The organism is Pseudomonas sp. IT-196MI5, from assembly GCF_949767415.1.
Lineage (GTDB): Bacteria > Pseudomonadota > Gammaproteobacteria > Pseudomonadales > Pseudomonadaceae > Aquipseudomonas.
Window position 1 is genome coordinate 454,868 of the sequence record NZ_CATKPZ010000022.1, and the last position, 23,697, is coordinate 478,564.

The following is a 23,697-nucleotide window of genomic DNA, read 5'->3' on the forward strand; positions in this document are numbered from 1 at the left end:
ATTACACTCAGCAGTTTACTTGTCATCGACTTTGATGCAACCTAGAAACTACACTGTGCAGTGTAATGTTTTGTTAACCCTGCCCAGCAAAAATAGAAAGTCCGGCTGATGCGTGCGTGCCTTGGCCATTTATCGTCCCAAAGCGGAAAATCGCGTCATGCGCGGTTTTTCTGGAGTCATTCAGTCATGGCCAATTCAAACTCCCCGGCGCACAACGCCTCCACACCTGAAGCGTCCCGACAGGCTCAAGGGCAGTATCAAAACTTCACGCCGGTGCAACGTTTAAGCTTTGGCAAAACCATGGGCATCCTGTGGAACGCGCTGTTCCACAAACCGCAAAACACCCGCCCGAGCGCGCCCGTCCCGGTGCAAGCCCTGACACAAGCCGCGCTGATCGCCGCGCCCAACCACAGCGTCTATCGTCTGGGCCACTCCACGGTGTTGCTCAAGCTGCGCGACAAGTTCTGGATCACCGACCCAGTCTTTGCCGAGCGTGCCTCGCCCGTGCAGTGGGCCGGCCCCAAGCGTTTTCACCAGCCGCCGATCAGCCTGGAAGAATTGCCACCGATCGAAGCGGTGATCCTGTCCCACGACCACTACGACCATCTGGATCATGCGGCCGTGCTCAAGCTCGCGGACAAGACCAGACACTTCCTTACCCCGCTGGGCGTAGGCGACACCCTGATCAAGTGGGGCATCGACGCCAGCAAAGTCCGCCAACTGGATTGGTGGCAAGGCACGGAGGTCGATGGCATCCAGTTCATCGCGACCCCGTCGCAGCACTTTTCCGGTCGTGGCCTGTTCGACAGCAACAGCACCCTCTGGGCCTCGTGGGTGATGATCGACGGCGACACACGTATCTTCTTCAGCGGCGACAGCGGCTACTTCGACGGCTTCAAACGCATCGGCGAACAGTACGGCCCATTCGACCTGACCCTGATGGAAACCGGTGCCTACAACGTCGACTGGCCGCACGTGCACATGCAACCCGAACAAACCCTGCAAGCCCACCTCGACCTCAAGGGCCGCTGGCTTCTGCCCATCCACAACGGCACCTTCGACCTGTCGATGCACGCCTGGTACGAACCCTTCGACCGCATCCTCGCCCTGGCCTGGGAACGCAACGTATCGATCACCACACCGCAGATGGGCGAGGCGTTCAACCTGATGCATCCGCAGCGTGGTGGGGCGTGGTGGCTGGCGGTGGAAGGGGAGTGTGAGCGGGTTGTGCAGAACGCGTAGAGAAATTAGCTGAGTTGTAGACCTCAGCTAAAAACCACGTCAATTCGGCCTTCTTTGCGTGAGCGCGGGGCCGACTTGACCACGATTTGCACATCACGCCCGAGAAGTAACAGGCAATCCATCATCTTGGCCTCACTGATTCCACGAAACTTTCCGCGCAACATTTCGGAAAGCTTGGGTTGTGACAGACCTAAAATTTCGGACGCCTGAACCTGGGTCAAATGGCGAGCCTTGATGATTTCGCCTATTTTTGCGGCCAATTGGGATTTGACTCGCATTTCATTGGCGTTGGGTGTCCCGAGGTCTTCGTAGACGTTGCCACTGCTTTCTTCGATTTCAATCATTTCAATTCCTTTCGCATAAACGGGCCCTTCTGTAGGAGCGAGCTTGCTCGCGAAGCACTCAAGGACACCGCGTTTATCCAGGATTTGCGCGTTATCGTTAACGACCATCGCGAGCAAGCTCGCGCCTACAAAAAACGATGCCAGCACCGCCTTTTGATTTATGCGAAATATATCAATATAGGAATAATCGTCAATCGATGAATCGGCTCACTCCACCATCGCAAAATCCGCCCGCCCAACCGGATTCGGTGTAGACCCCCTCACATTCATCCCTCGACCCGGCGCAAACCCCGGGAAGAACACCAACCCTTCGGCTTCAAGCCGATAGGCCAACGCCAGGCGCGTGACATCCCGCACCTCCTGTCGCGCCTCGAAGCGTTGAATGGCCTCCACCGAGACGCTGGACTCCCGCGACAGCTCTTGCACACTCCAGCCCAGCATCGCTCGGGCCTGGGCGCAGTGGGTTGGGGTGAATTGGAAGAGGGCGATACGTTCCAGGGTGATTTTCATCGCTTGAGAGGCCATGGTGTTCTCCGGGCTCGAGAGTGTTGGTCAAAATATACTGTGTTTTTGTACAGTTGTTTTGAGCCCGGATCAAACGCATTTTTTGATTTTTCTTTTCAGGCAGACGAACGGCGCTGTGCTTATTTGCCCGCCAACCCCGGCGCTTCGCGCACGATAAAGTGATCCAGATTCTCGATATTGGCGCTGAACACCCCGAACGTCTGCTCGGGGTTTTTCTTGCTCGGCACCTGCTTCAGCTCAGGCGTCACCCCATAAAAGAAGCCATACAACTCCCGCCCGCTCTCGATGGCGTGCTTGATCTCTTCCAGGAACGCCTTGCGCTTGCGGTAGCTGTCGATGAGCTTTTTGCTCAGGTAGACATTGACCGAGTACGGCTTCTTCTCGAACCAGACCTTCTTCTCGAAGTCGATGCGAAAGCTCTGGGTGTAGTCCTTGATCTCCTTGACCTTGCCCCAGTAAATCAGCCCCTTGTTGTCCTGCAGGTATTCGATCTTCTTGAAAAACGACGCGTAAGGCGCGGTGTGCTCGCCAATCTTCAGCGGTACTCGCTTGAGCAGATCCTTGTCGTCGAAGTTTGAAACGAAACATTCCACCGGATGGGCGAAGACGCTGGTCTTGTCCGGGGCCGAGTCCTTGCCCGGTTGCTCGACGTTGTTGGCCACTTTAGGTGTCATCGGCTCATCCCGAGCCCCATCCGCAATCACCACCGGGATGGACGACTTACGCACATACTCACGCGGGGTCAGTAACAATTCCGACGGGAAATGTTCCTCGCGGCTGTCATCCGTTTCCGCCTCATCCGCACCCGACGCCGGCGTCTTCAAACTGACATAAGGGCAGCCCTCGACGTGCCGGGTACTCGGCAAGTTCTTGAAGTGCGGTGTGCGCACGTAATTCACGTTCTTCGCGTTGAACGTGCCCAGCGCATTGGCCGCATCGAACGCCAAACGACAGGCATCGTTGGGGCACTGGAAGTGTTCCCTGGCGGAATCGAAATCCATCGTCTCGTCGAAATTCAGGTCCCGAACGTCGTAGATTGACAACTTGTCGTTGAGGCTGAGGCAGTAGGCGAGGTCGAATTTCATGTCGGCTTCCAGGTCCTTTAGGTGACCAGCTTCCAGTGATGGCGCATTCGAAGCAATAGCTACACTGAGATCACTTCGATATCGCCGAGTCTGCAGAGTCCATCAAGGAGGTAATTGATCACTGATCACTGTAGGAGCGAGCTTGCTCCGGGCGGCGTTCCGACGATGGTCGTTAACGATATCGCGTGTTTACTGACTTAACGCGGCGCTCTTGAGTCCATCGCGAGCAAGCTCGCTCCTACAGACAGACAGACAGACAGAATTTTTAAATGAACAGCATTACATCAACGAGGGCGGTTAATGAGCCATTCAGATGCATCGCCCCCCGTTTCGGAGCCGGGCCGGATAGCTCGCCGGGATGAACAGAGCGGTTGGCGCCGCTGGCTGCCGGGGCTGGGCATGCTGCGTGAATACCAACCGGCATGGTTGCGTTACGACATCGTGGCCGGCCTGGTGTTGACCACGATGCTGGTGCCCGTCGGTATCGCCTATGCGGTGGCTTCGGGCGTGCCCGGCATTTATGGTCTTTACGCGACCATCGTTCCGCTGCTGTTCTATGCCTTGTTCGGCCCCAGCCGAATTCTGGTGATGGGGCCGGATTCCTCCCTGGTGACCGTCATCCTTGCCGTCATCCTTCCACTCTCCGGCGGCGACCCGCAGCATGCCGTCGCCCTGGCGGGGATGATGGCGATCGTCTCGGGAGCGGTGTGTATCCTGGCCGGTATGGCGCGCCTGGGTTTTATCACCGAGCTGCTGTCCAAACCGATCCGCTACGGCTACATGAACGGCATCGCCCTGACCGTATTGATCAGCCAATTGCCCAAGCTGTTCGGTTTTTCGATTGAGTCCAACGGTCCATTGAGAGACTTATGGTCCATCGCCTCCGCGGTGATGGAGGGAAAGGTCAACTGGACCACCTTCATAGTGGGCGGGCTCACTCTGGCGGCGATCTTGCTGCTCAAAAGATGGCCGCGGTTGCCGGGCATCCTGTTCGCGGTGGTTGGCGCGACGGTCGCGGTGGGAGTACTCGACCTTGCGACAAGCGCCGGCGTGAAGGTCCTCGGTTCGCTCCCGCAAGGCTTGCCCGGTTTCGCCATCCCCTGGATCACCAGCGCCGACATCGTCCCGGTCTTGATCGGTGGGTGCGCCGTCGCACTCGTCTCGTTCGCCGACACCAGCGTGCTCTCCCGTGTCTATGCGGCGCGCACCCGCACCTACGTCAATCCGAATCAGGAAATGGTGGGCCTCGGTATCGCCAACCTGGCGGCCGGTTTTTTCCAGGGTTTCCCGATCAGCAGCAGTTCGTCGCGTACGCCCGTGGCCGAGGCTGCCGGTGCCAAAACCCAGATGACCGGCGTCGTCGGCGCACTGACGGTTGCCTTGTTGCTGCTGGTGGCGCCGGACCTGTTGCAGCATTTACCGTCCAGCGCACTGGCGGCGGTGGTGATCGCCTCGGCCATTGGCCTGATCGAAATCACCGACCTGCGCCGGATCTATCGCATCCAGCGCTGGGAATGCGGGCTATCGATTGTCTGTACGGTCGGCGTGGCCGCGTTCGGCGCGATCGAGGGCATCGGCCTGGCCATCGTGATTGCCGTCATTGAATTCCTCTGGGATGGCTGGCGCCCGTACTCCGCGGTGTTGGGCAGCGCCGACGGGGTCAAGGGCTACCACGACATCAAACGCTACCCCGACGCGCGCCTGATCCCCGGCCTGGTCCTGTTTCGCTGGGATGCGCCCTTGTTCTTCGCCAACGCCGAGCTATTCAACGACCGAGTGCTGGACGCCGTGGCGGCATCGCCCACCCCCGTGCGCAGGCTGGTGGTCGCTGCAGGCCCCGTCACCAGCGTCGACGTGACCTCCGCCGACATGCTCGCCGAGCTTGATGACACGTTGCATGCGGCGGGTATCGAGTTGTGCATCGCCGAGATGAAGGACCCGGTCAAGGACAAGCTCAAGCGGTTCGGATTGTTTGCAAGATTGGGGGAGACGGCGTTTTTTCCTACGCTCGGGGCGGCGGTGGACAGCTATATGGCGAGCTACCAGGTGGATTACAGGGAGCGGGAAGATCAAGGGAAAGGATTGGCGTGAAACCCGCGAGATCGAAACAGAAACTTCACAGCAAGGAGCGAACCATGCCGAACAACTGGCCCGCCGGGATTGAGCACGTTGTCGTGCTGATGATGGAAAACCGATCATTCGATCATCTGCTGGGGGATTACACCCGCATCAACCCCGCGTGTAACGGTATCGACCGGAACGCGCCCAGCACCAATGCGCTGAAGCTGGCCAATGGCAAATCGACGGTGATCACCCAGGCATCGGAGTTCCCGGAGAACTACAGCCTGTGGGCGCCGCCACCCCCTCTACCTCCGGCGCTGCCGCCGAGCAACAGCGAAGGTTTCGACCTTGGCCACGAGTTCGTCAATGTAGAGAAACAACTGGGCGTCTCCTTCAAGACCAGCCCGGCCAACCCCTCGCTCAAGGGGTTTGCCCAGGACGCCTACGACAAGGCCCGCACCGACCTGAAGGTCTACAAAACCTGGTCGCAATCCATGGCCCAACGGGCGATGAACTACATCCCGTTCGGCGCCACACCGGCCGACGATACGCTGCCGGCCATCCACGGGCTGGCACGCAATTTCACCGTGTGCGACCGCTGGTTTTCCTCGGTGCCAGGCCCGACCTGGCCGAACCGGTTCTTCGCCATGCTCGGCAGTTGCAATGGTCATCTACTGATGCCCTCCACCGGCACGGTACTGGCCGGCATCAAAAGCCTGATCGCACAGTTCGGCGGCGAGAGCATTTTTTCGCTGCTGCGCAACAACGGCCATGACGCGCGCATTTATTCCGACGGCGCCGTTCCGCTGGCGGCGCTGGTCAAGGGTGGTTTGCAGCACCTGAGCATCGACGATTTCAAGTCGGACGTCGCCGGTAACAAGCTCCCGGAACTGTCCTGGATCGAGCCGAGCTATGGCCTGCTCAACGGCAAGCTCGGGCCCAACGTGTCGCATCATCCGCCTGAAGACCTGCGCTTCGGCGATCGGTTTGTCGGTGAGGTGTTCAACGCCTTGTCGGCCAACACCGCTGTCTGGAACAAAACCCTGTTCGTGCTGCTGTACGACGAACATGGCGGTTTCCATGACCACGTGGTGCCGCCGACCTGCGTGGCGACCGGTTCAACGGTCGATGTCCCCTGGAAAAATCCCTTCACCCGACTCGGCGTTCGTGTACCGGCGATCCTGGCTTCGCCGTGGCTCAAGCCGGGCTTGATCCCCTGGACGGGCGATGTCCAGGCGCAGCATTACGATCACACCAGCCTGCTGGCCTTTCTTTGCGATCACTTCAAGTTGCCGCGTAGTGCCCTCGGCCCACGGGTAGTCGCCGCGCAGCACTTCGGCAATGCGCCCATCTGGCGCGCTGCACCGGGCGTAACGGCTGCGCCAAAGTTGGCGGCCACCGTGGTGCCAAGTCGCGCCGGGTTGCCCTTGATCGAGTCCGAACTGGCGACCCAGAGTCGGCAGGTGGTGGACAGCGCCACCGGTTACCTCGACGGCCTCGATCCGGAGCAGATCTGGAAGCGCAGCGCCCAATGGGTCAGCGGTTTTCTCGACAATCGCAGCCGTGCCCTGGCCGATCCCGGTCAGGCCGCGCTCACGCCGGCCGCGCCCAGTGCGGACAGCCTGGAGGCGAAACTGCGGCGCCTGCAGGATTTGATGGTCACCGCCCAAGGGCAAACGGTGCCTCCGGTGGCGGCGCCGGCCAGCAAAGCCTTGGTCGAGCCGGGAGCGGAAGTCGCGCCAACGCGGCTGCGCATCCTGTGCCTGCCCGGTGTGGGGTTCACGCCGGCCAGCCAGGGGCAGGGCGGCGTCGATGGGAACTGGCAGGAACAATGGCGCACCTTGATCCGCACTCAACTGGCACAGAACGGCCGCCCCATCGATGACCAGGACATCGACTTTCTGTGTTTCGATGAGCAACTCAAGGAGGGGCCGGACTTCGCCCAGATCACCCGAGGCCTGGCGATGCTGAGGGCCGACGCCAAGGGCAAGGCCGACGAGAATTTCGGCAGTTGGGGCCTGCCGGTCAACCAGATGTTGCGCACCACGGTGGGCTCCATCGTGCAATGGATCGAAGACGCCGAGTTGCGCACGGAGTTGACTCAATTTCTGTTGGCGAAGATCGAGGCATTCAATCCGCAGATCATCTTCGCCCAAGGCCTGGGCAGCCTGATCGGCTACGATGCCCTGCGCCGGTCGGTGGCGAAAAAGGGGGCGGCGCTCAAGCGCATCGATGGCCGAGTGTTCGTCAGCTTCGGCTCGCCGATCGCGCTGCCGCTGGTGATGCGCGAAGTGTGGGGCGGGCGAGTCCTGCGCCTGAGCGAAAACGGTCGAGGTATCCGCCGCTGGTTCCACCTCTACAACCCCGACGATGGCTTGTTGACCCGGCCAATCACCTCGCCGGATTCAGCGCGGGTCGACCTGCAAACCGAATTCAGCGTGCCATTGCGCGATGACCTGCTCGACCTCAATCACGCCGCCCAGGCCTACCTGTCGTCACCCACCAGCCAGACCGGGCTGTGGCCGCAACTGGCCCGCGATGTGGTGGCCGCACGTGCGCTGGAAGTACCGGCGTTCCTGTCCCGCAGCGGCCAACGCAAACGCCGCGCTCTGGTGGTCGGCATCAACGATTACCCCGACCCGAGCGCACGCCTCGACGGCTGCATCAATGACACCTACCTGATCAGCCGCATGCTCCAGGAAAGCGGCTACGACGCCGGCGACATCCGTTTGCTGCACGACGCCCGAGCGACCCGGGCCAACTTCGTCGAACGCCTCGAATGGCTGGTGGAAGGCGCCCGCGCCGGCGACGAGCGCGTGCTGTTCTACTCCGGCCACGGCACCCAGCTGCCGGTCTACAGCAGCAGCGGCGAAGCCGATTGCATGGACGAAACCCTGGTGCTCCACGACTTCGACTGGGACGACGAAAGCACCCACTTCACCGACAAACTGTTCCGCCAGTTCTACAGCCACCTGCCCTTCGACCCGGACGGCCACGGCGCCAAACTCACCGTCATGTTCGACTGCTGCTACGCCGGCGGCATGACCCGCGGCAACGGCCGAGTGCGCGGCATCACCCCACCCAGCGACATCCGCCACCGCATGCTGCGCTGGGACCCCTACGCCGGCGACTGGGACCGCCGCGTCTACGCCGTCGACACCGACCGCCGCGACTTCAGCGAACAAGACCACACAACCCGCGGCCTCACCCGCACCCGCACCACCCAAGGCGCCGCCACCGGCCTGCGCCCCGAGAAAAAAGCCCAACTGCTGCGCCAAGGCAAACTCTACGGCCACCACGGCCCCTACATGCCGCTGATGCTCTACGCCGCGCGGGAGAATGAAAAAGCCAATGAATATGAGGTGGGGTCGAACAGCTATGGTGCGTTCACCTATGCCCTGGTTGAGCAACTGCGCAAATTGCACCAGGAGGATGCGACGTTGGGGTTTGATCAGTTGATTGAGCGGGTGGGGAGTGTGCTGAGCGCCAGGTCGTTGGGGCAGACGCCGGAGATTGTTGGGCCGAGTGGGGTGAGGGCGGCGGAGTGTCCGTGGCGGATTAGTGGGTTGGGGAGGTGAGTTTTTAGCTTTGTTGCAGGCAAAGAAAAGGGCCGCAGGAAAATTCTGCGGCCCTGATAACACCAACGTTCCAAAGGCTAGCGCAGACCACCTGTGGGAGCGAGCCTGCTCGCGATTCGCAAGATCAACACAGCAACTAAGCCAGCCACCAACCTTGTGGCGAGGGGGCTTGTCGGAACGCCGAACCGCCCCGTTGGGCTGCGAAGCGGCCCCAAATGCTGCAACTTGGGTGTATCAGATAAACCGAATTGTGCGGATTGACGGCTGCTCGCCTCAAAAAGCTGGCTGTCTGAAACTCGGACAGCCAAGAAAATTCAGCGGTCCTGATAACACAGACGTTCCCGAGCCAACCGCAGACCCCCTGTGGGAGCGAGCTTGCTCGCGATGGCGTAGGTGAATATGTCGCATAAACAAAGTCCACCACCGAGTCCCTAAGTGGGCTTCGTTCCGCAGAACGACTGTTTGATGATCGGCGGTCGAATGCTTCTAATCTCCGTAGCAGATTCGCCTCTCTGTACTGCTTTACCCGTGATAGCAATGTGGTTACCGTTGTAGGATTAATCTCCTGCGGCTGTAGCCTGTTTCCATGGTCGGGTTTTGGTTCCTATAACTCCTACCGACTTTGATCGAGCCGCCACCACGCGATGCCCCTTTTTTGCTCATGTAGCCAAGGAAAGCGACTCGATGACCTCGCCTGCACTCAACCAGATTTTGTTTGGCCCCCCCGGTACCGGGAAGACTTTCGCCACCATCGAGGCAGCGCTAGAAATCCTTGCCCCTGAGTTTCTTCAGATCAACAAAGAAAATCGGGCTGCGCTGAAGAAGCGCTTCGATGAGTTAGCCGCAGATGGACATGTCGAGTTCGTCACGTTTCATCAAAGCTTCAGCTACGAAGATTTCGTTGAAGGCCTGCGTGCGGAAAGCGGAGACGACGGGCAATTGCGCTATGAAGTTGTTGATGGTGTGTTCAAAAACTTGTGTACCACTGCCAGCGCTAAAGTCACCCAACAAGCGCCAGCGCCTATGGACATTGAGCAGCGTCGCGTCTGGAAAATGTCATTAGGCAACATTCACGGGGACGATGCGTACATTTTTGATGAGTGCAAAGAAAACAGCTATGCCTTGCTTGGTTACGGCGGGTGCATCGATTTCAATGGTTGCAAGAGTAGAGAAGACATAGCCCAACGTTTCGCGGAGGCAGGCGAGGTTCTACCTCAAAATGCGTATGGGATTACCGCCGTTTACAGCTTTCTGCTGAAGATGAAAATTGGTGATTTGCTGGTAGTGACCGAAGGTAATAGTAAGTTCCGGGCGATTGGTGAGGTGACTGGCGAGTACCGATGCCTGAGTGGTGAAGATCGTGAGTTCGAGTACGGCCAATGCCGCTCGGTGAAGTGGCTACGAATTTATGAACCGGCCCTGCCACATGATCAACTCATGAATGGAAAGTTCACCCAACGCACGCTTTACGAATTGAGTCCTGGGTCGTTGGACCGCAGTAAGCTAGCTCAACTACTGGGTGCTGAATCTTCGGTTGCTACAACAGAGGTTGGCCCGAGCGAGCTTTTTAAACTGGGTGAAAACTTCGGAACCGGTTACGTTGTAACCCATGCTTCTTCTGACATAGTGGAGTTAAGTAAACCTAAAGGTAACCAATTGCCTATAGGTATGAGTATTCTGAGTACGCTTGCAGGCTATGTGCGAGAAGGTCGTTTATCAATTGCAGATATACGCAACCGGCTCTTATTTAAAAAAGTACCGGAAACCAAGCTTGATCCACACTTGGTCAATGGTTATCTCAATGTTTTGCCCGCCTTGGTTGAGCACCTTTTGAAGGTTTCGTCTAACCACTCAGCGGTAACGGCAAAAGCTCCGGGAAATGATGCCCGCGTACTGATCATTGACGAAATAAATCGTGGCAATATCTCTCGGATTTTTGGTGAGCTGATTACGTTAATCGAACCTTCCAAGCGCGCGGGAGCCGATGAGGCTTTGAGAGTTACACTGCCATACTCGAAGCAGCATTTCAGCGTACCAAGCAATGTCTATCTAATTGGTACTATGAACACTGCTGACCGTTCATTGTCTAGCCTAGATATCGCATTGCGTCGTCGTTTCACTTTCCGCGAAATGCCGCCTAAGCCTGAGCTGTTGGAATACATTACCGTGGGCGAGCTCAATATTGCCAAGCTTCTGAGAGTGATGAATCAGCGAATCGAAATGCTGCTAGATCGAGATCATTGCCTAGGACACGCGTACTTTATGCCGCTAGACGGCGACCGTACGCTGGAACGATTGGGGCAAATCTTTCGCGAGCAAGTTCTCCCGCTGCTGCAAGAGTATTTTTTCGAAGATTGGCAGCGGATTCAGTGGGTGTTCAATGATCATCGCAAGGCCCCTGAAAATTGCTTTATCGAACAGCCGCCATTCAAGCCCGATTCGCTGTTTGGCGATCAAGTGGTGCTCAACAACCAAAATAATCGATGGCTGATCAACGAAGAGGCCTTTTCCCGGATCGAGTCTTATTGGGGTGTCATAGATCACCAAACAGTGCTTCCACAGCTGCAAGACGCTATTGAAACTGAAAAAGGTGACATCCAGATTCATCAGCTTGAAAAAGGCGTGACGGCGTGAAACCCGTCATCACGGTTCGCGAATACGCGAGGCTGACGACAGATTACGTCGCTGTGCCGACACTGGATATCGCTCAAGTATCAGTTTCCGCCTTCGATTGGTTGTGCAAATTAAATGCTTCTTTCAGCAGCGCTGGGGCTGCGCTGGTTCAGCTTGAGAGTCGTTGTTTGCTCAAGCTCGACAACTACGTCGGCGTATTGGAAACCCCCTGTGGTACGCGCCTTGAAATTCTTCCCAAGCATTTCGAGCGAGAGGATTGCATCAAGCAGAGCAGAGCGTTGCTGAGGCGCATGATCCAAGCTTCCTTAGATTTACCCACCCGTGAAGTCGGTGCGGCGGATCTTCAGAGTTTCGATGCGCCACTGAGCGAATGGGTCATGGGCCGATTCTTACTGGCTTTGGATCACTTGATCAATCGAGGCCTACGCTTTGACTACCAGCGAGTGGAGGAGGAACAGCGATTCCTGCGTGGTCAGTTAGATGTGGTCAAGCAAATGCGCCAACCCCCTGGTCGACAACACCATTTCCAGATACGACATGAAATTTATTTGCCCGACCGACCAGAGAATCGCTTAATCAAATTCGCGTTAGATCAGGTCTGCAAAGCAACAAAGGATGCTGGTAACTGGCGACTGGCTCATGAGTTAAGAACCGTGTTGTTAGAGGTGCCTACAAGCCGTAACGTGCAGCAGGACTTCAAGCAATGGAGTAACGAGCGACTGATGGCGCACTACGTACCGGTGAAACCATGGTGCGAACTGATCATCAAACAACAGATGCCTTTAGCAGTCGCTGGGGAATGGCACGGCATGAGCTTGTTATTCCCTATGGAAAAGCTATTTGAGCGTTATGTAGCTGCGAGCCTAAATAGGGATCTGCTGCATGATGCGCGACTGCTCACCCAAACCCGCAGCGAACACCTGTGTAAACATAGGGATGAAAACTTCTTTCAGCTGCGGCCGGACCTGATGATCCACCATCAGCAGAAAAGCTGGGTGCTCGACACAAAGTGGAAGCGGCTGAGTTCATCGGGAGAGAATAAAAACTACGGATTGAAGCAATCAGATTTTTATCAGTTGTTCGCCTATGGTCATAAATATCTATCGGGTGATGGGGAGTTGGTGCTGATCTACCCAAAACAAGCTGCGTTTGATGCCCCATTGCAGGTGTTCGAATTCGCACCACAACTTAAGCTCTGGGTGCTGCCATTTGATTTGGAACGGGGCATCTTGATAGGTGGGCCTGAGGGATTTCCACTGCAATCTCAGTGGTTACAGAAGACCAGTGGTGAGTCGATTGGATGTTCGGCAGGCTAAGTCAACATAGGGTGCAGAAGGTTGCACCCTTTTTGCGACAACCTGTTAAAACAGAAAAAACTGCGAAACCTTCCGCCACCAAGACGTTTGCCGCTGGCCCAGCAGTAAACAAGGCATATCCCGCAACCGAATCCACGGCTCATCCTGCCAATGCAGCAGGCTCAGCGACATTTCTGGCCAATCCAACAAACTCAGCATCGGCCGATGCGAATTGTCCGACTGCTCAGCATCACGTAAGGCCGGCACCACTTGATGAGTGATCCACTCTCGCAGCAACCGATTTCCTGGTGCGTAGTGATACACCAGCAGCGCGTATACACCCGACTCGCTGAGCATCAGCTGCTTTTCTGGTTGCCGGTAATACTCAATCCAAAGCGTGCGGTGCTGGTCTTTGTCTAGCTTGTTGACCATGCGTTCACTTAGATGGACACCCATCAAACGGCCGATATCGCGGGCGCAGAACCATGGTTGGTTTTCTAGGAGGAAGGCATGGAGAGGAAGGTTGTGGCGGGTGAAGACTGTTACAGAGAAGAGATCAGACATGACCGATCTCCATGATTCGGAGAGTGACGAGAAGGTTGTGTTCAGGCATATCCATTACCTCTACGTTTGGACTTTGGCGGGCCTGACCCCAACGTAGAGTGGACATAAGAAGCTCCAACGAGCAAAAGCCTCACACAGCCGTACGATTAATCACCAAGGGTGACTGCTCGTCTGTGTAATTGGCTAGCTTTCTACGTTGGGCGTTTCTTAGGCACCTGCGGTAAAGCTTAGGGCCGCTTGGAATTGCCCTCAATACAGAAGGTGCTGGAATGCATGTAGGAGGTTTAGCTACTACCGAGATTGCGAGTAAGAGTTTTCCTACCTCATAAAAAAGCCCCGATCAGATCGGGGCTTTTTGGTATTCGATTTGTCGACTCAAGTCGTCAAATCGCGGCTAGCTCCGGGAATCAATCCCAGCTCAAAGCCCCACCAGTCTGATACTCAATAACCCGCGTCTCAAAGAAATTCTTCTCTTTCTTCAAGTCCATAATCTCGCTCATCCAAGGGAACGGGTTCGTAGTCCCCGGATACTCTTCCTTCAACCCAATCTGCGACAGGCGACGGTTAGCGATGAACTTCAGGTAGTCCTCCATCATCGCCGCATTCATGCCCAACACCCCACGAGGCATGGTGTCACGCGCGTATTCGATCTCCAGCTGAGTGCCCTGCAGAATCATCTGCGAAGCTTCTTCCTTCATTTCAGCATCCCACAAATGCGGGTTTTCGATTTTGATCTGGTTGATCACGTCGATGCCGAAGTTCAGGTGCATGGATTCGTCGCGCAGGATGTATTGGAACTGCTCGGCGACGCCGGTCATTTTGTTGCGGCGGCCCATGGAGAGGATCTGGGTGAAGCCGCAGTAGAAGAAGATGCCTTCCAGGACGCAGTAGTAGGCGATCAGGTTGCGCAGCAGTTCTTTGTCGGTTTCGACGGTGCCGGTTTCGAACTTCGGATCGGAGATCGAGCGGGTGTATTTCAGGCCCCAGGTGGCTTTTTTCGCGACCGATGGGATCTCGTGGTACATGTTGAAGATTTCGCCTTCATCCATGGCCAGCGATTCGATGCAGTACTGGTAGGCGTGGGTGTGGATCGCCTCTTCGAAGGCCTGGCGCAGGATGTACTGGCGGCATTCCGGGTTGGTGATCAGGCGGTACACGGCCAGGACCAGGTTGTTGGCAACCAGGGAGTCGGCGGTGGAGAAGAAGCCGAGGTTGCGCATCACGATGCGGCGCTCGTCGTCGGTCAGGCCTTCCGGGTCTTTCCAGAGGGCGATGTCGGCGGTCATGTTGACTTCTTGCGGCATCCAGTGGTTTGCGCAGCCGTCCAGGTACTTCTGCCAGGCCCAGTCGTACTTGAAAGGTACGAGTTGGTTGAGGTCGGCGCGGCAGTTGATCATGCGCTTTTCGTCAACGGCGACACGGGCGGAGGCGCCTTCGAGTTCGGCGAGGCCTTCGGCGACGTCGAGGGAATCCAGGGCTGCCTTGGCGCGGGCCACGGCGGCGGAGTCAGACGCGGTCACGGCGCGGGCTTCCAGGGCGGCGGCACCGCCGGCGCTGTCGAGACGGTCCATGTTGGCTTCGGTGGCGTGGCCGGCGTTGGCGCTCTTGACTGCTACTTCCGTGTCTTCTTTGTCGAATTCGTCCCAGCTCAGCATGACGTGTCGTCTCCTGCGTGAGGGCCAGTGTGCCCGTGTGAAAATGGATAGTTGGTTTTTCACACGGCCTTACTGGCCGCGTTGGATCTAAAGGAATCGTTTTTTGCAGCAGCTATGCGCAGGCATCAAACAGAATTTTGTACGGGGTTCCGAGAGCCACTGATGGGCGCAGCAAGCGTCGATCGCTTGTGCGGGGCTTCAGACTGGCTTTTCGTCCCTGTAAGGGAATATTGCAGTCCCGTTTAAGGCCGCATTATAGGGAAGTTTTGCGTGCTGTGGGGCGGCGAAATGGCTCATGGATCGGTCGACGGCGGCCGTATTTCGGTCGGAGCGAGGGTTTACAGGGCTTTGCACGAGGTTGGCGGGGGAAGATTTTTTTTCCTGATTTTTTGCCCTGGATTATTTTTGCTCAAGAAATAACCAAAAAAGGCATTTTTCACTACATCTTGTGTTTCGGTGGGGTTTTCTCAGGCTCCAGACACAACTAAGCCCGACCGAAGTCGGGCTATGAAGTCTCGCTGGCGGATCAGCTCAGGCGAGCGGCACCGATGTGGTCGGCACCATCGGCGGCGAGGCGGGCGGCGCCAGTGTGGTCAGTGCCGTCGGAAGCCAGTTTGCCGGCGCCAATGTGGTCTGCGCCATCGGCGGCGAAGGACGCGGAACCGGTGTGGTCGTAACCGTCGGCAGCGACAGCGGCTTCAGTGGTGTAAGCAGCCGAGCCAGTGCGGTCGTAACCATCGGCGGCGAAGGTGTTGGCAGCCAGGACGGAGAGGGTCAGGGCGAGGATCAGTTGGGTTTTCATGGTCGTTGCTCCAGTGTCGTGGGCGTTGTTTGTCTTGGGTTGCAGTTGATTCTACGCGGACTATTTCGATTAAAAAGTGCAAATAAATGCTTAAAACAATCGATTTAATCGATCATTAAGGTTCGGCGCTTCATCTGCCTGATCGAGGCGGGTGGGTCGAACCTTGTTGGGGGAGGGGTGAAGCAGGGGATCAGCCGTTAGAGCAGCCGTTGCCCATCGCGCTGTAACGCAGGATATGCCGTTGACCGTTGGAGTCTTCGTATTCCATTTTCATCGGCACAACTTCACACACATTCGGGGCTTCGCTCATGGAGATCACTTTGGCGATGTCCAGATTCATCGAGTAAGTGTATTCCTCAACGGGCGGTTGTTGCTGGGCGACATCAGTCGGGACCTCGCCGGCCATGGCGGTTACGCACACGCTGCTGAGGGCCAGAACCCATAAAGCTTTCATTTGATATTTACCTTTTAAAGGTCGAGAGGGGGCACGCAATCCTTTTGGGATTGCGTGTGGAGCTTCAGTACCTGGGTGTTTGATTAACTGCCTTCGTGGGGGCTGCAACTGGGTTAATCGGGTTGCCTTGTTGGCGTGGCTGATTTTAGGCGTGGGCGCTTCGTCCATATAGCCGTGGATTTGATAAACACTTTTGACAGATTCTGTAACAATCCCTGAATAGCCGCTTCTTTTGTAGGAGCGAGCTTGCTCGCGATGGGCCAGAGAGCACCGTGGGGTGTCAGGCTGGGCGCGTTATCGTTGACGACCATCGCGAGCAGGCTCGCTCCCACAGGTGCTGCGGCGGAGCTGGCATTCAGGGTTTTTCATGACATTTTGTAGGGGCTTGTTACTACCATCGTCGAATGGTTCTATAGGCCCGGCCCGGCTAAAACGTGGTCATACAAAAACAACTATTCCACCGAGGTAAGAAAGATGAGTGCGGCTTCCCTGTATCCCGTTCGTCCCGAGGTTCTGGCCAACACGCTGACCGACGAGGCGACCTACAAGGCCATGTACCAGCAGTCGGTCGTCAACCCGGACGGCTTCTGGCGCGAGCAAGCCAAGCGCCTCGACTGGATCAAGCCTTTCACCACGGTGAAGCAGACTTCTTTCGACGATCACCATGTCGACATCAAGTGGTTCGCCGATGGCACCTTGAACGTGTCCTACAACTGCCTCGACCGGCATCTGGCCGAGCGCGGCGATCAGGTCGCGATCATCTGGGAGGGCGATGACCCTGCCGAAAGCCGCCACATCACTTACCGCGAGTTGTACGAGCAAGTGTGCAAGTTCGCCAACGCCCTGCGTGGCCAGGACGTGCACCGCGGCGACGTGGTGACTATTTATATGCCGATGATCCCCGAAGCCGTGGTCGCCATGCTGGCCTGTGCCCGGATCGGCGCGATTCACTCGGTGGTGTTCGGCGGGTTCTCGCCGGAAGCCCTGGCCGGTCGCATCATCGACTGCAAATCCAAAGTGGTGATCACCGCCGACGAAGGTATTCGTGCCGGCAAGAAGATCCCGCTCAAGGCCAACGTCGATGACGCGCTGACCAACCCGGAAACCAGCAGCATCCAGAAAGTCATCGTGTGCCAGCGCACCGGTGGCGACATCAAGTGGAACCCGCATCGCGACATCTGGTTCGAGGACCTGATGAAAGTGGCCGGCACCGTGTGTGCGCCGAAAGAGATGGGCGCCGAAGAAGCGCTGTTCATCCTTTATACCTCCGGCTCCACCGGCAAGCCGAAGGGCGTGCAGCACACCACCGGCGGTTACCTGTTGTACGCGGCCATGACCCACGAACGCGTGTTCGACTACCGCCCGGGTGAGGTCTACTGGTGCACCGCCGACGTCGGCTGGGTGACCGGTCACAGTTATATCGTCTACGGCCCGCTGGCCAATGGCGCGACCACGCTGCTGTTCGAGGGCGTGCCGAACTATCCGGACATCACCCGGGTGGCGAAGATCGTCGACAAGCACAAGGTCAACATCCTCTACACCGCACCGACCGCGATCCGCGCGATGATGGCCTCGGGTACCGCCGCCGTTGAAGGCGCCGATGGCAGCAGCCTGCGCCTGTTGGGTTCGGTGGGCGAGCCGATCAACCCGGAAGCCTGGGACTGGTACTACAAGAATGTCGGCAAGTCCCGTTGCCCGATCGTCGACACCTGGTGGCAGACCGAAACCGGCGGCAACATGATGAGCCCGCTGCCGGGTGCTCACGCGCTCAAGCCAGGCTCGGCGGCGCGTCCGTTCTTCGGCGTGGTGCCGGCCCTGGTGGACAACCTGGGCAACATCATCGAAGGCGAGGCCGAGGGCAACCTGGTGATTCTCGATTCGTGGCCAGGCCAGGCGCGGACGCTGTTTGGCGACCATGACCGTTTTGTCGATACCTACTTCAAGACCTTCCGTGGCATGTACTTCACCGGTGACGGCGCCCGTCGCGATGCCGACGGTTACTACTGGATCACCGGTCGCGTGGACGACGTGCTCAACGTGTCCGGCCACCGCATGGGCACCGCCGAAATCGAAAGCGCGATGGTCGCGCACCCGAAAGTCGCCGAAGCCGCGGTGGTCGGTGTGCCGCACGACATCAAGGGGCAGGGCATTTATGTGTATGTCACCCTGAAAAATGGCGAAGAGCCGAACGAGCAACTGCGCCTGGAACTGAAAAACTGGGTGCGCAAGGAGATCGGTCCGATTGCCTCACCGGATGTGATCCAGTGGGCGCCGGGGCTGCCGAAGACTCGCTCGGGCAAGATCATGCGCCGGATTCTGCGCAAGATTGCCACGGCTGAGTACGATGGGTTGGGGGATATCTCTACCCTGGCTGATCCGAGTGTGGTGCAGCATTTGATTGATACGCATAAGACGATGAATGTCGCGTAAACGCTGATTCTGAGTCACTGAAAGCCCCGTCAGGTGTTGAGCCTGGTGGGGCTTTTTTGTGCCTGCCGTTTTTGTGTTGGCTGGGGTGGCCTCATCGTCGGAACGCCGCCCGGAGCAAGCTCGCTCCCACAGGGGATCTGTGGTGAATGCGGAATTTGCGTTCGACACAAAACCATTGTGGGAGCGAGCTTGCTCGCGATAGCGGTTTGTCAGGCGCCACTTAAACATCGGCCAATAAATATCGGCTTCAGTCGTGGGACAATTCCTACTGTTACCTGCATTCCTTCAGGTTACTGAATGTGTAACCGTATCGCTTCAATGCGGGGCATTGGGAAACGCCACACCCCATATCAGGGTTTAAAAAGCACCGCTGAAAAATAAGACTCCACGCTGCGCTTGCCGGATTAGAAGGGTTTGCCAATAATAGGCCCGCAATTTGCAATACAGATCGGTTCAATGTCTTTTGCTCTTGCATGATTTTGCAGGGCTGTCAACGCGCTAAAACGGCTTTCTCAGTGCTTCTGTAATTAGTTGTCGCATTGAAGAAATATCGGCCTCGGGCCTGTCGTTAGAATGCCGATCACTCGCTCGTCGTTGCTCGTGTTGAATTTAAACACCGGCTTCTCAGGACGCAGCACTGCTTTCTGGTTCCACTCACTCGCATATTGGGCTGTTGCTCACTCTGCCGTTTTTGCCCTTTACCGATGGAGTCCCAAGATGAAGAAACTCGTGCTGCTTGGCGCCCTGGCACTGTCGTCCGTGCTGTCCCTGCCAACCTTCGCCGATGAAAAACCTCTGAAAATCGGTATTGAAGCGGCTTACCCTCCGTTCGCGTCGAAAGCGCCGGACGGCAGCATCGTGGGTTTCGACTACGACATCGGCAATGCACTGTGTGAAGAGATGAAGGCCAAGTGCGTGTGGGTCGAGCAAGAGTTCGACGGCCTGATCCCGGCACTGAAAGTGCGCAAGATCGACGCGATCCTGTCGTCCATGTCGATCACTGAAGATCGCAAGAAGTCTGTGGACTTCACCAACAAGTACTACAACACCCCGGCTCGCCTGGTCATGAAGGCCGGTACTCAGGTCAGCGAAGGCCTGACCGAGCTCAAGGGCAAGAACATCGGCGTGCAGCGTGGTTCGATCCACGAGCGTTTCGCCCGCGAAGTCCTGGCCCCGCTGGGTGCCGAAATCAAGCCTTACGGTTCGCAGAACGAAATTTACCTCGACGTGGCCGCCGGCCGCCTCGACGGCACCGTGGCGGACGCGACCTTGCTGGATGACGGTTTCCTGAAAACCGACGCCGGTAAAGGTTTTGCCTTCGTCGGCCCTGCATTCACCGACGTCAAATACTTCGGCGACGGCGTAGGCATCGCGGTGCGCAAGGGCGACAAGGTTGAGCTGGACAAGCTCAACGCAGCCATCCTGGCCATTCGCGAGAACGGCAAGTACAAGCAAATCCAGGACAAGTACTTCGCCTTCGATATCTACGGCAAGTAACACGTCCCTGCGACAAGTCCGAAATGGCGCAAGCAACAGGATCTCTGAGGTTTGCGCCATTTTTTCATCCCAACTTTCGAGGACCTGAATCATGTTGAAAGGCTACGGGGCTGTCATCCTCGATGGCGCTTGGCTGACGCTTCAGCTCGCCTTGTCGTCCATGGCCATGGCCATCGTACTGGGCCTGATCGGCGTGGCACTGCGCCTGTCGCCGGTGCGCTGGCTGGCCTGGCTGGGCGACCTGTATTCCACGGTGATCCGCGGTATTCCCGACCTGGTGCTGATCCTGCTGATTTTCTACGGCGGCCAGGACTTGCTCAACCGCGTCGCACCGCTGCTCGGTTTTGACGAGTACATCGACCTGAACCCGTTGGCCGCCGGTATCGGCACCCTGGGCTTCATTTTCGGTGCGTACCTGTCGGAAACCTTCCGTGGCGCCTTCATGGCGATCCCCAAGGGTCAGGCCGAAGCCGGCATGGCCTACGGCATGAGCAGTTTCCAGGTGTTCTTCCGGGTGTTGGTGCCGCAGATGATTCGTCTGGCGATTCCGGGTTTCACCAACAACTGGCTGGTATTGACCAAGGCCACCGCGCTGATTTCGGTGGTGGGGCTGCAAGACATGATGTTCAAGGCCAAGCAGGCGGCCGATGCCACCCGCGAGCCTTTCACCTTCTTCCTCGCAGTGGCCGCGATGTACCTGGTGATCACCAGTGTGTCGTTGCTGGCATTGCGTCACCTTGAGAAGCGCTACTCGGTAGGCGTAAGGGCGGCTGATCTATGATCTTCGACTACAACGTCATTTGGCAGGCTTTGCCGCTGTACTTCGGCGGCCTGGTGACCACCCTCAAACTGCTCGCGCTGTCGCTGTTCTTCGGCCTGCTGTGCGCCTTGCCGCTGGGCTTGATGCGCGTCTCGAAGAACGCGGCCGTCAACATGTCGGCCTGGCTCTTCACCTACGTGATCCGCGGCACGCCGATGCTGGTGCAGCTGTTTTTGATCTACTACGGTCTGGCGCAGTTCGAAGCGGTGCGTGAAAGCTTCCTCTGGCCGTGGCTGTCCAGCGCAACGTTCTGTGCGTGCCTGGCCTTCGCGATCAACACCAGCGCCTACACCGCCGAAATCATCGCCGGCAGCCTGCGCGCCACGCCGAACGGCGAGATCGAAGCGGCCAAGGCCATGGGCATGTCGCGGGTCAAGATGTACAAGCGCATCCTGCTGCCGTCGGCCCTGCGCCGCGCGCTGCCGCAGTACAGCAACGAAGTGATCATGATGCTGCAGACCACCAGTCTGGCGTCCATCGTGACCCTGATCGACATCACGGGTGCCGCGCGCACGGTCAACGCGCAGTTCTACCTGCCGTTCGAGGCGTATATCACCGCCGGCGTGTTCTACCTGTGCCTGACCTTCATCCTGGTGAAGCTGTTCAAGATGGCCGAGCGCCGCTGGCTGGGCTACCTGGCCCCGCGCAAGCACTGAATACCACTGACTGACTGTTTTTGTGAGAACCGACAGCATGTACAAACTTGAAGTCCAAGACCTGCATAAACGCTATGGCAGTCACGAAGTGCTCAAGGGCGTGTCCCTGAAAGCGGCAGCCGGCGATGTGATCAGCATCATCGGCTCCAGTGGCTCCGGCAAAAGTACTTTCCTGCGCTGCATCAACCTGCTGGAGCAGCCGCACGCGGGCAAGATCCTGCTCAACAACGAAGAGCTCAAGCTGGTGGCGAACAAGGAGGGCGCGCTGAAGGCGGCCGATCCGAAACAGCTGCAACGCATGCGTTCGCGCCTGTCGATGGTGTTCCAGCATTTCAACCTGTGGTCGCACATGACCGCGCTGGAAAACATCATGGAAGCGCCGGTGCATGTGCTGGGCATGTCCAAGGCACAAGCACGCGAGAAAGCCGAGCACTACCTGAACAAGGTGGGCGTGGCCCATCGCAAAGACGCGTATCCGGGCCACATGTCCGGTGGCGAGCAGCAGCGCGTGGCGATTGCCCGTGCGCTGGCGATGGAACCGGAAGTGATGCTGTTCGACGAACCGACCTCGGCTCTGGACCCGGAGCTGGTTGGCGACGTGTTGAAAGTCATGCAGGCCCTGGCTCAGGAAGGCCGGACCATGGTCGTGGTGACCCACGAAATGGGCTTCGCCCGTGAAGTGTCGAACCAGTTGGTGTTCCTGCACAAAGGTGTGGTCGAAGAAAGCGGCAACCCGCGCGAAGTGCTGGTGAACCCGCAATCGGAGCGTCTGCAGCAATTCCTGTCCGGCAGCTTGAAATAATCAGGACTGCCGTTGTGCACAGGGATAGTGCATGCTTCGCAGCCTAGAGGCTGGCCCCGACCCCTGTGGGAGCGAGCCTGCTCGCGAATGCGGTGTGACATTCAACGCAGATGTCGACTGATCCACCGCTTTCGCGAGCAGGCTCGCTCCCACATTTGATCTCTGTTGGTTCTGAGATTTGCGTTCATTTACGGGCTAGCATTGGCCCATGCCTTCATCACTGTTCTCCGCTTCGGATTGCCCACCATGACTGCCCATCGAATTGGTTTCCTGATTTGGCCCAGCACTAAAGCACTGACGCTTACGCTGGCTGAGGAGGCCTTGCGTGTTGCCCAGCGTGTGCATCCGGACGTGGTTTACGAACTGTCATTCCTGCAGGCCGAACCGCCGACCGAAGGCGAATGGCAGTTGCCGGGTGAGGCGTGGGCCGGCAAGCTGGAAAATTTCCAGAAACTGTTCCTGCTCGCTGACGAGCCACCGACCGCACTGGCGCCAGCGCTCAGCAGTGCGCTTAAACAACTGGTGCGTGCCGGCTGTGTGATCGGCGGGCTGTCGGCCGGGGTTTATCCATTGGCGCAGCTGGGCTTGCTCGACGGTTATCGCGCGGCCGTGCATTGGCGCTGGCAGGACGATTTTGCCGAGCGCTTTCCGAAGGTCATCGCCACCAGTCACCTGTTCGACTGGGATCGCGATCGCCTGACGGCGTGCGGCGGTCTGTCGGTGCTCGACTTGTTGCTGGCGGTGCTGGCCCGCGACCATGGTGCGGAACTGGCCGGTGCGGTCTCCGAAGAACTGGTGGTCGAGCGCATTCGCGAGGGCGGCGAACGCCAGCGCATTCCGCTGCAGAACCGCCTCGGTTCCAGCCATCCGAAGCTCACACAAGCCGTGTTGCTCATGGAAGCCAACATCGAAGAGCCGCTGACCACCGACGAAATCGCCCAGCACGTGTGCGTGTCCCGTCGGCAGTTGGAGCGCATCTTCAAGCAATACCTCAACCGTGTGCCGAGCCAGTACTACCTGGAACTGCGCCTGAACAAGGCCCGGCAGATGTTGATGCAAACCAGCAAGTCGATCATCCAGATCGGCCTGTCCTGCGGCTTCTCCTCGGGGCCGCATTTCTCCAGCGCCTATCGCAATTTCTTCGGCGCCACGCCGCGGGAAGATCGCAACCAGCGGCGCAGCAGCAGCCCGTTCGAATTGTCATCGGTGCCTTCAGAGCGCGGTTAGGTTTCACGGGGTGGGTGAGGGGAGCC

General features: G+C 57.9%; 18 protein-coding genes. 11 read left to right on the forward strand and 7 right to left on the reverse strand.

Annotated elements, in window-relative coordinates; all coding sequences use genetic code 11:
* Positions 1 to 186 precede the first annotated feature (186 nt).
* On the forward strand, positions 187 to 1,242 hold the full coding sequence (locus ACM6IK_RS16425) for an MBL fold metallo-hydrolase (protein WP_414875158.1): 1,056 nt from the start codon (positions 187 to 189) through the stop codon (positions 1,240 to 1,242).
* Positions 1,243 to 1,265: 23 nt separating this feature from the next.
* Here ACM6IK_RS16425 and ACM6IK_RS16430 read toward each other — a convergent pair whose 3' ends face one another.
* The 3 genes from ACM6IK_RS16430 to ACM6IK_RS16440 all read right to left on the reverse strand — a co-directional run bounded on the left by ACM6IK_RS16430 (position 1,266) and on the right by ACM6IK_RS16440 (position 3,196).
* Positions 1,266 to 1,586 carry a helix-turn-helix domain-containing protein gene (locus ACM6IK_RS16430; RefSeq protein ID WP_095944548.1) on the reverse strand — a complete coding sequence of 107 codons (321 nt, stop codon included), beginning with the start codon at positions 1,584 to 1,586 and terminating at the stop codon, positions 1,266 to 1,268.
* Between the two features lie 207 nt (positions 1,587 to 1,793).
* Positions 1,794 to 2,111 (reverse strand): XRE family transcriptional regulator, encoded by a 318-nt coding sequence (locus tag ACM6IK_RS16435; protein ID WP_414875159.1) that lies wholly within the window; start codon positions 2,109 to 2,111, stop codon positions 1,794 to 1,796.
* A gap of 119 nt (positions 2,112 to 2,230) precedes the next feature.
* Positions 2,231 to 3,196, reverse strand: a complete 966-nt coding sequence (locus ACM6IK_RS16440) for a hypothetical protein (protein WP_414875160.1) — start codon at positions 3,194 to 3,196, stop codon at positions 2,231 to 2,233.
* A 300-nt stretch (positions 3,197 to 3,496) separates the two neighbouring features.
* Between ACM6IK_RS16440 and ACM6IK_RS16445 the strand changes: the two genes are divergently transcribed.
* The 4 genes from ACM6IK_RS16445 (at position 3,497) to ACM6IK_RS16460 (ending at position 12,785) form a co-directional block, all read left to right on the forward strand.
* Positions 3,497 to 5,287, forward strand: a complete 1,791-nt coding sequence (locus ACM6IK_RS16445) for a SulP family inorganic anion transporter (RefSeq protein ID WP_414875161.1) — start codon at positions 3,497 to 3,499, stop codon at positions 5,285 to 5,287.
* A 44-nt stretch (positions 5,288 to 5,331) separates the two neighbouring features.
* On the forward strand, positions 5,332 to 8,835 hold the full coding sequence (locus ACM6IK_RS16450; protein ID WP_414875162.1) for an alkaline phosphatase family protein: 3,504 nt from the start codon (positions 5,332 to 5,334) through the stop codon (positions 8,833 to 8,835).
* A 684-nt stretch (positions 8,836 to 9,519) separates the two neighbouring features.
* Positions 9,520 to 11,469: an AAA family ATPase gene (locus tag ACM6IK_RS16455; RefSeq protein WP_414875163.1), complete on the forward strand. Its 1,950-nt coding sequence runs from the start codon at positions 9,520 to 9,522 to the stop codon at positions 11,467 to 11,469.
* Positions 11,466 to 12,785 carry an McrC family protein gene (locus ACM6IK_RS16460; RefSeq protein WP_414875164.1) on the forward strand — a complete coding sequence of 440 codons (1,320 nt, stop codon included), beginning with the start codon at positions 11,466 to 11,468 and terminating at the stop codon, positions 12,783 to 12,785. The genes ACM6IK_RS16455 and ACM6IK_RS16460 overlap by 4 nt, the downstream gene beginning before the upstream one ends.
* Before the next feature lie 45 nt (positions 12,786 to 12,830).
* Here the strand turns inward: ACM6IK_RS16460 and ACM6IK_RS16465 are convergent, their stop codons facing one another.
* From ACM6IK_RS16465 to ACM6IK_RS16480, 4 genes are all read right to left on the reverse strand, one after another.
* Positions 12,831 to 13,328, reverse strand: a complete 498-nt coding sequence (locus ACM6IK_RS16465; protein ID WP_414875165.1) for a Bro-N domain-containing protein — start codon at positions 13,326 to 13,328, stop codon at positions 12,831 to 12,833.
* 407 nt (positions 13,329 to 13,735) lie between these two features.
* Positions 13,736 to 14,983, reverse strand: a complete 1,248-nt coding sequence (locus ACM6IK_RS16470) for a ribonucleotide-diphosphate reductase subunit beta (protein WP_108215199.1) — start codon at positions 14,981 to 14,983, stop codon at positions 13,736 to 13,738.
* A gap of 526 nt (positions 14,984 to 15,509) precedes the next feature.
* Positions 15,510 to 15,785, reverse strand: coding sequence for a hypothetical protein (locus ACM6IK_RS16475; protein WP_414875166.1), 276 nt, complete (start codon positions 15,783 to 15,785; stop codon positions 15,510 to 15,512).
* 190 nt (positions 15,786 to 15,975) lie between these two features.
* Positions 15,976 to 16,239: a DUF2790 domain-containing protein gene (locus ACM6IK_RS16480; protein ID WP_414875167.1), complete on the reverse strand. Its 264-nt coding sequence runs from the start codon at positions 16,237 to 16,239 to the stop codon at positions 15,976 to 15,978.
* A 474-nt stretch (positions 16,240 to 16,713) separates the two neighbouring features.
* Here ACM6IK_RS16480 and acs point away from each other — a divergent pair, with 474 nt between their 5' ends.
* The 6 genes from acs to argR all read left to right on the forward strand — a co-directional run bounded on the left by acs (position 16,714) and on the right by argR (position 23,671).
* Positions 16,714 to 18,669, forward strand: coding sequence for an acetate--CoA ligase (gene acs, locus ACM6IK_RS16485; RefSeq protein ID WP_414875168.1), 1,956 nt, complete (start codon positions 16,714 to 16,716; stop codon positions 18,667 to 18,669).
* Between the two features lie 717 nt (positions 18,670 to 19,386).
* Positions 19,387 to 20,166 carry an ABC transporter substrate-binding protein gene (locus tag ACM6IK_RS16490; RefSeq protein WP_414875169.1) on the forward strand — a complete coding sequence of 260 codons (780 nt, stop codon included), beginning with the start codon at positions 19,387 to 19,389 and terminating at the stop codon, positions 20,164 to 20,166.
* A gap of 91 nt (positions 20,167 to 20,257) precedes the next feature.
* The gene (locus ACM6IK_RS16495; protein WP_015096506.1) at positions 20,258 to 20,947 is read left to right on the forward strand and encodes an ABC transporter permease; all 690 of its coding nucleotides are present in this window, start codon (positions 20,258 to 20,260) and stop codon (positions 20,945 to 20,947) included.
* Positions 20,944 to 21,642 carry an ABC transporter permease gene (locus ACM6IK_RS16500; RefSeq protein WP_414875170.1) on the forward strand — a complete coding sequence of 233 codons (699 nt, stop codon included), beginning with the start codon at positions 20,944 to 20,946 and terminating at the stop codon, positions 21,640 to 21,642. Before ACM6IK_RS16495 ends, ACM6IK_RS16500 begins: the two co-directional genes overlap by 4 nt.
* Positions 21,643 to 21,679: 37 nt before the next feature.
* Entirely contained in the window at positions 21,680 to 22,444 is a 765-nt protein-coding gene (locus ACM6IK_RS16505) for an ABC transporter ATP-binding protein (RefSeq protein WP_414875171.1), read from the forward strand.
* 246 nt (positions 22,445 to 22,690) lie between these two features.
* Complete coding sequence (gene argR / locus ACM6IK_RS16510) at positions 22,691 to 23,671, forward strand: transcriptional regulator ArgR (RefSeq protein ID WP_414875172.1); 981 nt, start codon at positions 22,691 to 22,693, stop codon at positions 23,669 to 23,671.
* The last annotated feature ends 26 nt before the right edge of the window (positions 23,672 to 23,697 follow it).